Raw genomic sequence first — 12,290 nt, forward strand, 5'->3', positions numbered from 1 at the left:
AGGGTGCCGGAAGGGCCGCCGCGCCAGCATCGGGGCGCCGGAAGGTTCACCGCGCCGGCATCGGGGCCGGAAGGTCCACCACGACAACATCGGGATGCCGGCAGCTCATCTGCCCACAACGGGCCAACCCCGTCGACGACCGCCCCCGCGCAGAGCCCACCCTCCCCGGGGGTCCATCCCCGCTCCAGCGTATCGACCCCACCCGACAAAACCCGACCCAATCCCGCACCAGCCCCCCACCTGTCCCCAACCCGCCAACCCTGTGGACAACCCCATGCCCCACTGACCGGAACCCCACCCAACGCCCCGACCGAGTCCCCCACCCACCCTTAATTCGGGTTGAAAAAAAATGACCGTCCGACGGTTGCCCGGCTTGTCTGGACCATGCATACTTTGTTGCCAAGCGCAACAAAGGTCTGAACCACCTCACGGCCCATCCCCCGCCCCGGGTCGTGAAGCCCGGTCGCGCCTGCCGCCGCCCCGGCATGCGAGGCCACCTCCCCCTCCCGCGTTTCGTGCTGCGCGCGGAACGCCGGTCCCCCTGGTGAGAGAGGCGACAACGATGTCCACCTCGTTCCGCAGAACCCGCAAGCCCCGCAAGACGCGTAAGTTGCGAAGAGCAGCAGCCCTCTTCGCCGCTGCCTCCCTGCTGTTCGTCGGTCAGCAGGCGCTGAGCGCACCCGCCGCCGAAGCCGCGGCCACCTTCACCGACGACTTCAACGGCCCCGCGGGCGCCGCCGTCGACGGGTCGAAGTGGCAGCTCGAAACCGGCGACAACGTCAACAACCACGAGCGGCAGTACTACACGTCGGGCACCAACAACGCCCAGCTCGACGGCCAGGGCCACCTCGTCATCACCGCCAAGAAGGAAAACCCCGGCAACTACAACTGCTGGTACGGCCGCTGCGAGTACACCTCCGCGCGGCTGAACACCGCCGGCAAGTTCAGCCAGGCCTACGGCCACTTCGAGACGCGCATGAAACTTCCGCGCGGGCAGGGCATGTGGCCGGCGTTCTGGATGCTCGGCGGCGGAAACTGGCCCACCGACGGCGAAATCGACATCATGGAGAACGTCGGGTTCGAGCCGAACACCGTGCACGGCACCATCCACGGCCCCGGCTACTCCGGCTCCGGCGGCATCGGCGCGGGTTACAGCGGCCCCAACTTCTCCGACGACTTCCACACCTACGCCATCGACTGGGCACCCAACCAGATCAAGTGGTACGTCGACGGGAACCTCTACCAGACCCGCACGCCGTCCGACCTGAACGGCAACCGCTGGGTCTACGACCACGGCTTCTTCCTCATCATGAACCTCGCCGTCGGCGGGTACTGGCCGGGCGACCCCAACAGCAGCACGCAGTTCCCGCAGCAGCTGGTCGTCGACTACGTCCACGTCACCAATGACACCGGTGGCGGCACCCCGAGCGGGCGCACCGGGCGGATCACCGGCATCGGCGGCAAGTGCGTCGACGTCGCGGGCGCGAACTCCGCCAACGGCACGCCGATCCAGATCACCGACTGCAACGGCAACGCCGCGCAGAACTGGACCATCGGCACCGACGGCACGATCCGCGCGCTCGGCAAGTGCATGGACGTCAACGCGGCCGGAACCGCCGACGGGACACCGGTGCAGCTCTACGACTGCAACGGAACCGGTGCCCAGCAATGGGTCGTGACCGGGGCGAAGGACATCGTGAACCCCAACGCGAACAAGTGCCTCGACGCCACCGGCAACAGCTCCGCGAACGGCACCCGCCTGCAGATCTGGACCTGCGGCGGCGGCGCCAACCAGAAGTGGACCACTCCCTGATCCACCACCTCGGGTAAGCGGGCCCCGCCCGGCCCGCTTACCCGGCACTATTTCCTTCCCCCACAAGGAGAATCACAGTGCGACGTTTCCTCGTCGCGCTAATGGGGTGTGCCCTGTTAGCGCTTTCCTTCCTCACCACCGGCTCCGCCCAAGCCGCCGTCGAGGCCGGGCCGTCCGCGAGCCAGCTGCTCGCGAAGACGACGTCCTGCCAGCAGATCTCGAACGGCAAGTACTCCTTCGACGAAGGCGGCGCGGCGACCGTGCCCGTCTGCCAGGCCAACGGCGCCGTGTTCTTCACGGCCGACATGGACATCGACTGCGACGGCGTCCGCACGTCGCAGTGCAACGAGCAGACCGACTGCTGCTTCTACCCGGACACGGCGTTCCACACCTCGACCGACCAGCCCCTGAACGCGGCGCAGCTGCCCTACATCGTGCTGCCGCAGCCGACGTCCACTTGGGACTACCGCAACTACGGCATCGACGGCGGTTCCGTCGTGGCGGTGGTCTACAACAACCAGGTCACCTACGCCGTGGTCGGCGACACCGGCCCGACGAGCATCATCGGTGAGGCGTCCTACGCCACCGCCGTGAACCTCGGCATCAACCCGGATCCGTCGAACGGCGGCACCGAGGGCCCGGTGACGTACATCGTGTTCCCGAACACGCACGTCGACCCGATCGAGAACCACGCCACCGCCACCAGCCTCGGCGAGCAGGTCGCCACGCAGTTCGCCGGCGGCACCACCACGCCGCCCGCCGGGAACGCGGGGCAGATCACCGGCATCGGCGGCAAGTGCGTCGACGTCAACGCGGCGAGCAACGCCAACGGCACCGCGGTCCAGCTGTACGACTGCAACGGTTCCACCGCTCAGAAGTGGACGGTCGGCACCGACGGCACGGTCCGCGCGCTCGGCAAGTGCCTCGACGTCACCAGCGAACGGCACCCCGACCCAGCTGTGGGACTGCAACGGGTCGAACGCGCAGAAGTGGTCGGCCAACGGCTCGCGGAACCTCGTGAACGCCGGCTCCGGCAAGTGCCTCGACGCCACGGGCAACTCGAGTGCGAACGGCACCCGGCTCCAGATCTGGACCTGCGGGACCGGCGCGAACCAGAAGTGGACTCTGCCATGAGAAAACGCTCTCTGCTCTCCATGCTCGGGGTGACCGCGCTCGCCGCCGCCACCTTCGCCGTGCCCGCGCAGGCCGCGGGCGAGACCGTCAACGTCTGGCTCACCACCACCGACGACGCCAAGGGCGTCAACGTCACCCGCGGCCTGCAGCAGCAGACGCCGATCAGCTTCACCGCGGGCACCGGGACCGGCGGCCAGACCATCAACGTCAACGAAAACACGACCTACCAGCAGTTCGAGGGCGCGGGCGCGTCGTTCACCGACTCCGCCGCGTGGCTGCTCAACTCGAGCAACCTGCTCAGCGCCACCACCCGCAACCAGGTCATGCAGAAGCTGTTCGACCCGAACGCGGGCATCGGCATCAGCTTCCTCCGCAACCCGATCGGCGCGTCGGACATCGCGCGCTACAGCTACACATTCGACGACGTGCCGGCCGGGCAGACCGACCCGAACCTGACGAAGTTCTCCATCGCGCACGACCAGACCGACGTCCTGCCGCTGACCAAGCAGGCGTTGCAGCTCAACCCGCAGATCAAGGTCATGGCGTCGCCGTGGAGCGCGCCGCCGTGGATGAAGGACAACGACAGCTACCTGCTCGGCTGGGTCGAGTCGCAGTTCTACCCGGCCTACGCGCAGTACTTCGTCAAGTACGTCCAGGCCTACCAGGCCGCCGGCGTGCCGATCAACTACCTGTCGGTCCAGAACGAGCCGACGTGCTGCGCGAGCTACCCGTCGACCAACTGGAACGGCGCGGGGCTGGCGTACTTCACCAAGACCAACCTGCTGCCGGCACTGCAGAACGCCGGCCTGTCCACCAAGGTCCTCGCACTCGACTGGAACTGGGACCAGTACCAGTCCTTCGCCGCGCCCACAATGGACGATGCCGCGATCCGCAGCCACCCGAACTTCGGTGGCATGGCGTGGCACGGGTACGGCGGCAACGTCTCGCAGCAGACGACCGTGCACAACCAGTACCCGAGCGTGAACGCGTACTCGACCGAGCACTCGGGCGGCACCTGGGTGTCGAACCAGCAGGCCGAGGACATGACGAACATCGTCGACTACACGCGCAACTGGAGCCGCACGGTCACCAAGTGGAGCCTGGCGATGGACCAGGCGCACAACCCGCACAACGGCGGCTGCGACACCTGCACTGGCCTGGTGACGGTCCACAATGGAGACGGTCGCAACGGCCAGGTCGACTACACCGTCGAGTACTACACGATGGGTCACCTGACGAAGTTCGTGAAGCCGGGCGCGTACCGGATCGACTCGAACGACAACTCGACCGTGCGCAACGTCGCCTGGAAGAACCCGGACGGCTCGAAGGCGCTCATCGCGTACAACACCAGCACCGGCAACCAGAGCGTGCGCGTGAACTGGGGCAACTCCTCGTTCACCTACACCCTGCCCGGCCACACGTCGGCGACGTTCACCTGGGCCGGCAACCAGGGCAGCGGCGGCAGCACCGGCAAGACCGGCCCGATCACCGGACTCGGCGGCAAGTGCCTGGACGTCGCTAACGCCAGCAGCGCCAACGGCGCGGCCGTCCAGCTCTACGACTGCAACGGCTCGAGCGCGCAGCAGTGGACGGTCGGCACCGACGGCACGATCCGCGCGCTGGGCAAGTGCCTCGACGTGACCGGACTGTCCACGGCGGACGGTGCCCAGCTGCAGCTGTGGGACTGCGGCGGGACGGCGAACCAGAGGTGGGCGGCGACGGCGGCCCGGGACATCGTCGGGGCGGCGTCGAACAAGTGCCTGGACGCGACTGGCAATTCGAGTGCGAACGGCACCCGGCTGCAGATCTGGACATGCACTGGCGCGGCCAATCAGAAGTGGAGTGTGCCCGCATGAGGAAACTGGCAGTGACAACCGGGGCTCCGTCCCGGGCCGGGGGCTCCGCCACCCGGAACCCCCGAAGAGCAGCGGTATTCGGCGCTCTTGTAGCAGCAGCATCGGCGCTGGTGCTCGCCCCGGGAGTCGCACAGGCGGCGACCGGGCCCATCACCGGCCTCGGCGGCAAGTGCGTCGACGTCAACGCGGCGAGCACCACCAACGGGACGGCGATCCAGCTGTACGACTGCAACGGCTCGAACGCTCAACAGTGGACGGTCGGCTCCGACGGATCCCTGCAGGCGCTGGGCAAGTGCCTCGACGTGACCAGCGCGGGCACGGCGAACGGCACGACGATCCAGCTCTGGGACTGCAACGGCTCCACCGCCCAGAAGTGGACGGCCAACGCGGCCAAGAACCTGGTCAACACCGGGTCGGGCAAGTGCCTCGACGCCACCGGCAACTCCAGCGCGAACGGGACGCGGCTGCAGATCTGGACGTGCGCGAGCACGGCCAACCAGCAGTGGACGCTTCCCTCCGGCGGCACGACCCCGCCGCCCGGCCCGGGCGTGATGGCCGTCGCGCCGTACCTCTACAACGGCTGGGGCAACCCGCCGAGCCCGCAGACGATCCAGAACGCCACCGGCGTCAAGTGGTTCACGCTGGCGTTCGTCCTGTCCAACGGTTACTGCAACCCGATGTGGGACGGCGGGCGCGCGCTGACCGGCGGCGTCGACCAGAACACCGTCAACGCGGTGCGCGCGGGCGGCGGCGACGTCATCCCGTCGTTCGGCGGCTACTCCGGCAACAAGCTGGAGTCGTCGTGCGGCAGCGCGGGTGAGCTGGCGGCGGCGTACCAGAAGGTGATCAACGCCTACGGTCTCAAGGCGATCGACATCGACATCGAGGCCGACGCCTACAGCAACCCGACCGTCCAGCAGCGCACGGTCGACGCGCTGAAGACGGTCCGGGCGAACAACCCGGGGATCAAGCTGTACGTCACCTTCGGCACCGGTCAGTCCGGTCCGGACAACAGCCTGGTCAACCGGGCGGCGCAGTCGGGTCTGACGGTCGACGGCTGGGTCATCATGCCGTTCGACTTCGGCGGCGCCGGCCAGAACATGGGCACGCTCACGCAGCGGGCGGCCGAGGGCCTCAAGAACGTCGTCAAGTCGGCTTACGGCTACGACGACGACACGGCCTACCGGCACATGGGCATCTCGTCGATGAACGGCATCACCGACAACAACGAGACGGTCACGCTCAACGACTTCACCACGATCCTGGCCTACGCGAACCAGCACCACCTGGCCCGGTTGACGTTCTGGTCGGCCAACCGCGACCGCCCCTGTCCGGGCGCCTACCCGAACGACGACACCTGTTCGGGTGTTTCCCAGCAGGCGTGGGACTTCACGAGGATCTTCGCCCGCTACGCCGGCTGACCCCGGCACGAGAAAGCCTTTGAAGGCCACCATGAGGGAACTGGACGCCCTCATGGTGGCCTTCAGAGCATTGGGGCTTGGGCTGCCGGACCGTGACACTGGGGAGGCCCCGGCCCGGCAGCGGTGTGGTTCCGCCGGCCGCTGGGGGTCTCCGGCGGCGAAACCGCTCAGAGGTTATCGACCCGGAACCGGTTTTGGTGCCTCCGGATGGCGAAGATGCCCGATCGGGCACCCTAGACTGGCCGCCGTGTCCGAATCGACGGTGGCCGACGTCCTGGCCGAGCTGGCCGCGCTCGAAGATCCCAAGGTCCGCGCCGTGAACGAGAACCACGGCGACGACCACGGCGTGAACCTGACCAAGCTGCGCGCGGTCGCGAAGCGGCTGAAGACGCAGCAGGACCTCGCCCGTGAGCTGTGGGCCACCGACGAGACGGCGGCGAAGCTCCTCGCGACGTTGATCTGCCGCCCGAAGGCGTTCGAGCGCGACGAGCTGGACGCCATGCTGCGGAGCGCCCGCACCCCCAAGGTGCACGACTGGCTCGTCAACTACGTCGTGAAGAAGAGCCCGCACGCCGGCGAACTCCGGCGAAGCTGGTTCGCCGACCCGGACCCGGTGGTCGCGAGCGCCGGCTGGGCGTTGACCACCGAAAGCGTCGCGAAGCAGCCCGAGGGCCTCGACGATCTGCTCGACGTCATCGAGAAGGAGATGAAGGACGCGCCGGACCGCCTCCAGTGGGCGATGAACCACTGCCTGGCGCAAATCGGGATCGAATCCGTCGAACACCGCGCCCGCGCCATCGAAATCGGCGAACGCCTCGAGGTGCTCAAGGACTACCCGACGCCGCCGGGCTGCACGTCGCCGTTCGCGCCGGTCTGGATCACCGAGGTCGTGCGCCGCAAGAAGTAGTCAGTCGGCCGCGACGGCCGCCCGGGCCGCGTCGGCGCGGTCGGCGTACGCCTCGACCAGCTGTTCCTCGGCGTCCTCGAGGTACTTCATCAGCAGCTGCTCCGCGCCCGGCCCGTCGCCGGCCTCGATGCGGTCGAGGATCTCGTGGTTGCGGGGCAGGTAGCGCTCGTGGAAGCGGCGCGGCTCGGCCATGATGTGGAAGACCAGCCGCAGCTCGGCGGTCAGCCTGCCGACCAGCTCGTTGACGCGCTCGCTGCCGGACAGCGCGGCCAGCTCCTGGTGGAACCACACGTTCGCGGTGCCGAGGTCCTTCCAGTTGCCGGTGCGCGCGGCCTCGTCGCCGATGTCGACCTTCTCCTTGATCCGCGCGAACGTGGCGGGCTTCGCCGTCACCCCGCGGACCGCCGCGCACTCGATGATCTTGCGGACGCGGTAGATGTCGACGACGTCCTCGATGCTCGGGATGCGGACGAAGACCCCGCGGTTGAGCTCGTGGGCCAGCAGCCGTTCGTGCGTGAGCAGCCGGAACGCCTCGCGGAGAGTGTTGCGGGAGACGCCGAGCGCGTTGCCGATGTCCTGCTCCGACAGCCGGCCGCCGGGAAGGAAGAAGCCCTCGGCGATGCGCTTGCGCAGGACGCCGGCCACCCGCTCGGCCGTGCTCTTGCGGCTGACCAGACCGCGGTCGGCCTCCAGGCCCGGGACGTCACTGTCTTCGATGACCACCTCAACGATGGTACCCGTCACACCGAGGACGATCCAATTGCCGTCTTGTGGAATTGTTCAACAATCCCTACTGTGTGAGGCACGCCACGATGAGACACTGGCCAGGAGGTACCCATGACTGCGACTACTGCTACCGAGGCCCGGCCGTTCGACTGGTTCCGCACGCTCGGCAAACGCGGGCGGCGGGCCTTCGTGGGCGCGTTCGGCGGCTACGGCCTGGACTCGTTCGACTACCAGACCCTGCCGCTCGGCCTGGCCGCGATCACCGCGTACTTCGGCATTTCGAGCGGTGAAGCCGGCCTGCTCGGCACGACGACGCTGGTCGTGTCGGCCATCGGCGGCGTCGGCGCCGGCATGCTGGCCGACCGGATCGGCCGCGTCCGCACGCTCCAGATCACCATCGCGATGTACACGATCTTCACGGTGCTCTGCGGGTTCGCGCCGAACTTCGAGACGCTGCTGGTCTTCCGCGCCCTGCAGGGCCTGGGCTTCGGCGGCGAGTGGGCGGCCGGCGCCGCGCTGGTCGCGGAGTACTCCTCGGCCCGCTACCGCGGCCGGACCGTGGCGTTCGTGCAGAGCGCGTGGGCGGTCGGCTGGGGCCTCTCGGTGGTCGTCTACACCGTGGTGTTCAGCGTCGCGAGCGACGACGTGGCCTGGCGCATCATGTTCTGGACCGGGGTCATCCCCGCGCTGCTGGTGCTGTGGGTCCGCAAAAGCGTCAAGGACGCGCCGCGCGCCGAGGAACGCCTGAAGGCCGAACGCCCGAAGGGCACGCTCCTCAAGATCTTCAAGCCCGACCTGCTGCGCACGACGTTCTTCGCCGCGCTGCTCGCCACCGGCGTCCAGGGCGGGTACTACACGATCTCGACGTGGCTGCCGTCCTACCTGAAGAAGACGCGCGAGCTGACCGTGATCGGCACCGGTGGGTACCTCGCGTTCCTCATCACCGGCGCCTTCGTCGGCTACGTCTGCGGCGGCTACCTCACGGACCTGATGGGGCGCAAGAAAACCTTCCTGACCTTCGCGATCCTGTCGGCCGGGCTGATCGTCGCGTACACGCAGATCCCCAAGGGCGCCAACGGGCTCGTGCTCGTCCTGGGCTTCCCGCTCGGCTTCTCGATGTCCGCCATCTTCAGCGGCTTCGGGGCGTACCTCGCCGAGCTGTACCCGACGTCGCTGCGCGGGACGGGACAGGGCTTCACGTACAACTTCGGCCGCGCGGTCGGCGCGATCTTCCCGACCGTCGTGGGCTTCCTCGGGGCGGGCGGCGCGATCGTGTTCGGCGCGCTGGGATACGGCATCGCCGTGCTGGCCCTGCTGGGACTGCCGGAGACCCGGGGTATCGAACTCGTCGACTGAGGGGGAACTCATGACGACCTTTGACGAACCCGCGACGTTCACCCCCGCGCAGGCGCGCGAAGTGTTCCGCCGCGGCACCGCCCGCCCCACCACGGGCTGGGCCAACGGCTTCACCCAGACCAACCTGATCGCCGTGCCCGAGGACTGGGCCTACGACGTCCTGCTGTTCTGCACCCGCAACCCGCAGCCGTGCCCGGTGCTCGACGTCACCGACCCCGGTGACCCGGCCACCCGGCTCGCCGAGGGCGCGGACCTGCGCACCGACCTGCCGCGCTACCGGATCTGGCAGAACGGCGTGCTGGCCGGCGAGGTGTCCGACGCGACCGGCCTGTGGCGCAGCGACATGGTCGCCTTCTCGATCGGCTGCAGCTTCACGTTCGAGACGGCGCTCGCCGCCGAGAGCGTCCCGCTGCGGCACGTCGACCAGGGCCGCAACGTCGCGATGTACGTGACGAACCGGCAGTGCGAGCCCGCCGGCCGGCTCTTCGGGCCGATGGTCGTGTCGATGCGGCAGATCCCGGAAGACCGCGTCGACGACGCCATCCGGATCACCCGCGCGATGCCGGCCGTGCACGGCGCGCCCGTGCACGTCGGCGATCCGCGGGCGCTCGGGATCGAGGACCTCGCGCGGCCGGACTTCGGGGATCCCGTCGACGCGGAGCGGGGTGACGTCCCGGTGTTCTGGGCCTGCGGGGTCACCCCGCAGGCGGCGCTGATGGCGTCGCGGCCCCCGTTCGCGATCACCCACGCGCCCGGGTACATGTTCATCACCGACCGACACGACAGCGAATACCGGGTGGACTGAAATGGACCTGAACAGCGACCTCGGCGAGGGCTTCGGCGCCTGGAAGATGGGCGACGACGAAGCCATGCTCGACATCGTGACCAGCGCGAACGTCGCGTGCGGCTTCCACGCCGGCGACCCGTCGGTGATGCGGCGGGTGTGCGAGCTGGCGGCCGAACGCGGCGTCGCGATCGGGGCGCACGTCGGGTACCACGACCTGGCCGGGTTCGGCCGGCGCGCGCTCGACGTCGCACCGGACGACCTGGCGGACGAGGTGCTCTACCAGATCGGCGCCCTGGACGCGTTCGCCCGCGCGGCGGGCAGCCGCGTGACGTACGTGAAGCCGCACGGCGCGCTGTACAACACCGCGGCGGTGGACGTCGAGCAGGCCGCGGCGATCGTCGAGGGCCTGCGCCGGTACGACCCCGCGCTCGCGCTGCTCTGCCTGCCGGACTCGGAAATGCAGCGGCAGGCGGAAAAAGCGGGCGTGGTGGCGTACGCGGAGGCGTTCGCCGACCGGGCGTACACCCCCGAGGGCAAGCTCGTGTCGCGCAAGAAGCCGGGCGCGGTCCTGCACGACGCGGCGGCGGTGGCCGAGCGGGCGGTCGGCATGGCGACCGGCGGCGGTGTCGTGACGGCGGACGGCGACCGGCTCGACCTGCGCCCGGATTCCCTGTGCGTGCACGGGGACACGCCGGGCGCGGTGGAGCTGGCCCGCCGGATCCGCGACGGCCTGGCCGCCGCGGACGTCACGCTCGCCGCGTTCACCGGATGACCGTCCGGCTGCTGCCGTGCGGGCGGCGCGCGGTGCTGGTGGAGCTGGACGACGTGCTCGGTTTCCAGGCGGCCGTGACGTCGTCGGACCTGGCGGGGGTCGAGGAGCTGGTCCCGGCGGCGCGGACGCTGCTCGTCCGCTTCGACCCCGCGGTGACGGACGACGGACGCCTGGGCGCGCTGTTGCGCGAGGTGTCCCCTGTGGACACTGCGGTGTCCGCTTCGGCCGAGGTGGTGATCCCGGTGCGGTACGACGGCGAGGATCTGGCCGACGTCGCCGCCGAGGCGGGCTTGAGCGTCTCCGAGGTGATCTCCCGGCACAGCGGGGGTTCCTACGTCTCGGCGTTCTGCGGTTTCGCACCGGGGTTCGCGTACCTGTCCGGTCTGGACCCGGTGCTGCACGTGTCGCGCCGGTCGACGCCCCGGACCCGCATCCCGGCGGGTTCGGTGGCGATCGCCGGGGAGTACAGCGCGGTGTACCCGAGCGCGTCGCCCGGCGGCTGGCGGCTGCTCGGCCGGACGGACGTGCCGGTGTGGGACGTCGACCGCGATCCGCCGAACCTCCTGCCACCGGGCACGCGAGTGCGGTTCGAGGCGGTGACGACGTGAAGCTCGAAGTCGTGCGGCCGGGGTTCACGACGACGGTGCAGGACCTCGGCCGGCCCGGGCACGCGGCCCTCGGCGTCGGCCGGTCCGGCGCCGCGGATCGCGGGTCGTACCGGCTGGCCAACCGGCTCGTCGGCAATCCTCCCGGCGCCGCGGCCCTGGAAGTGACGCTCGGCGGGCTGGTGCTGCGCGCGTCGGCCGTCACGACGGTGGCGGTGACCGGCGCGCTGTGCCCGGTGTCGCCGGGTGGCATGAACGCGCCGATGACGTTGTGGCCCGGAGACGAACTCGTGCTGGGCACGGCTTCCGCCGGCTTGCGCTGTTACGTGGCGGTGCGCGGCGGGATCGACGTCGCCCCGGTGCTGGGCTCACGGTCCACCGACACGCTCGGCAAGCTGGGGCCGCCGCCGCTCGCGGCCGGGATGCTGCTGCCGGTGGGCACGCCCGGCGCCTTCCCGGCGGCCGACCTGGCCCCGCGCGCGGCCTTGCCGGCGGCGCCGGTCCTGCGCGTCACGCCGGGACCGCGTCGCGACTGGTTCGCTTCGCCGGACCAGCTGCTGTCCACTGTGTACACGGTCTCGCCGGACTCGGACCGCGTCGGCATCCGGCTGACCGGACCCGCCCTCGAGCGGCTCCGCCACGACGAGCTGCCGTCCGAGGCGTGCGTGCCCGGGTCGGTGCAGGTGCCGCCCTCGGGGCGGCCGATCCTGTTCCACGCGGACTCCCCGACGACCGGCGGCTACCCGGTGATCGCGGTCGTCGAGGAGGACGACCTCGATGTGGCGGCCCAGCTGCGTCCGGGTCAGGCAGTGAGCTTCCGTCCCGCGTCGTGGGGGGGGGGGCGGGGGTGGGCGGCCCGCCCCCCCCACCCCCCCGCGCGATGCCCCGCCCCCCCCCCCTGGTTTTATAACCC

8 protein-coding genes and 4 pseudogenes are annotated in these 12,290 nt (G+C 69.8%); 11 read left to right on the forward strand and 1 reads right to left on the reverse strand.

The features are described from left to right. Positions 1-562: 562 nt before the first annotated feature. The 6 genes and pseudogenes from AB0M83_RS39210 (at position 563) to AB0M83_RS39235 (ending at position 7,131) form a co-directional block, all read left to right on the forward strand. The gene (locus AB0M83_RS39210; protein ID WP_364525320.1) at positions 563-1,813 is read left to right on the forward strand and encodes a family 16 glycosylhydrolase; all 1,251 of its coding nucleotides are present in this window, start codon (positions 563-565) and stop codon (positions 1,811-1,813) included. Between the two features lie 305 nt (positions 1,814-2,118). Continuing rightward, a pseudogene (locus tag AB0M83_RS39215) lies at positions 2,119-2,499 on the forward strand (glycoside hydrolase family 75 protein); the annotation flags it as partial. A gap of 81 nt (positions 2,500-2,580) precedes the next feature. Continuing rightward, a pseudogene (locus tag AB0M83_RS39220) lies at positions 2,581-2,947 on the forward strand (RICIN domain-containing protein); the annotation flags it as partial. 248 nt (positions 2,948-3,195) lie between these two features. Beyond that, a pseudogene (locus tag AB0M83_RS39225) lies at positions 3,196-4,803 on the forward strand (ricin-type beta-trefoil lectin domain protein); the annotation flags it as partial. Between the two features lie 110 nt (positions 4,804-4,913). Beyond that, entirely contained in the window at positions 4,914-6,224 is a 1,311-nt protein-coding gene (locus AB0M83_RS39230) for a ricin-type beta-trefoil lectin domain protein (protein ID WP_364525322.1), read from the forward strand. A 247-nt stretch (positions 6,225-6,471) separates the two neighbouring features. Beyond that, a complete protein-coding gene (locus AB0M83_RS39235; RefSeq protein ID WP_364525324.1) occupies positions 6,472-7,131 on the forward strand; it encodes a DNA alkylation repair protein in 660 nt (219 codons plus the stop codon). Here the strand turns inward: AB0M83_RS39235 and AB0M83_RS39240 are convergent, their stop codons facing one another. Then, positions 7,132-7,854 carry a GntR family transcriptional regulator gene (locus tag AB0M83_RS39240; RefSeq protein ID WP_364525326.1) on the reverse strand — a complete coding sequence of 241 codons (723 nt, stop codon included), beginning with the start codon at positions 7,852-7,854 and terminating at the stop codon, positions 7,132-7,134. 114 nt (positions 7,855-7,968) lie between these two features. Between AB0M83_RS39240 and AB0M83_RS39245 the strand changes: the two genes are divergently transcribed. The 5 genes and pseudogenes from AB0M83_RS39245 to AB0M83_RS39265 form a co-directional block, all read left to right on the forward strand. Further along, positions 7,969-9,213 carry an MFS transporter gene (locus AB0M83_RS39245; protein ID WP_364525328.1) on the forward strand — a complete coding sequence of 415 codons (1,245 nt, stop codon included), beginning with the start codon at positions 7,969-7,971 and terminating at the stop codon, positions 9,211-9,213. A gap of 10 nt (positions 9,214-9,223) precedes the next feature. After that, positions 9,224-10,018 (forward strand): putative hydro-lyase, encoded by a 795-nt coding sequence (locus tag AB0M83_RS39250; protein ID WP_364525331.1) that lies wholly within the window; start codon positions 9,224-9,226, stop codon positions 10,016-10,018. A gap of 1 nt (position 10,019) precedes the next feature. Further along, the gene (locus AB0M83_RS39255; RefSeq protein ID WP_364525333.1) at positions 10,020-10,772 is read left to right on the forward strand and encodes a 5-oxoprolinase subunit PxpA; all 753 of its coding nucleotides are present in this window, start codon (positions 10,020-10,022) and stop codon (positions 10,770-10,772) included. Continuing rightward, positions 10,769-11,380: an allophanate hydrolase subunit 1 gene (locus tag AB0M83_RS39260; RefSeq protein WP_364525336.1), complete on the forward strand. Its 612-nt coding sequence runs from the start codon at positions 10,769-10,771 to the stop codon at positions 11,378-11,380. Before AB0M83_RS39255 ends, AB0M83_RS39260 begins: the two co-directional genes overlap by 4 nt. Continuing rightward, a pseudogene (locus tag AB0M83_RS39265) lies at positions 11,377-12,204 on the forward strand (biotin-dependent carboxyltransferase family protein); the annotation flags it as partial. The gene AB0M83_RS39260 and the pseudogene AB0M83_RS39265, both read left to right, overlap by 4 nt. Positions 12,205-12,290 lie beyond the last annotated feature (86 nt).

Source organism: Amycolatopsis sp. NPDC051106 (assembly GCF_040682775.1).
In the GTDB taxonomy this organism is placed as follows: Bacteria; Actinomycetota; Actinomycetes; order Mycobacteriales; family Pseudonocardiaceae; genus Amycolatopsis.

Bases quoted from the DNA above. Each gene is read 5' to 3' on its own strand.
- AB0M83_RS39210 (WP_364525320.1), top strand. From the start codon at position 563: ATGTCCACCTCGTTCCGCAGAACCCGCAAGCCCCGCAAGACGCGTAAG.
- AB0M83_RS39245 (WP_364525328.1), top strand. From the start codon at position 7,969: ATGACTGCGACTACTGCTACCGAGGCCCGGCCGTTCGACTGGTTCCGC.
- AB0M83_RS39250 (WP_364525331.1), top strand. From the start codon at position 9,224: ATGACGACCTTTGACGAACCCGCGACGTTCACCCCCGCGCAGGCGCGC.
- AB0M83_RS39255 (WP_364525333.1), top strand. From the start codon at position 10,020: ATGGACCTGAACAGCGACCTCGGCGAGGGCTTCGGCGCCTGGAAGATG.
- AB0M83_RS39260 (WP_364525336.1), top strand. From the start codon at position 10,769: ATGACCGTCCGGCTGCTGCCGTGCGGGCGGCGCGCGGTGCTGGTGGAG.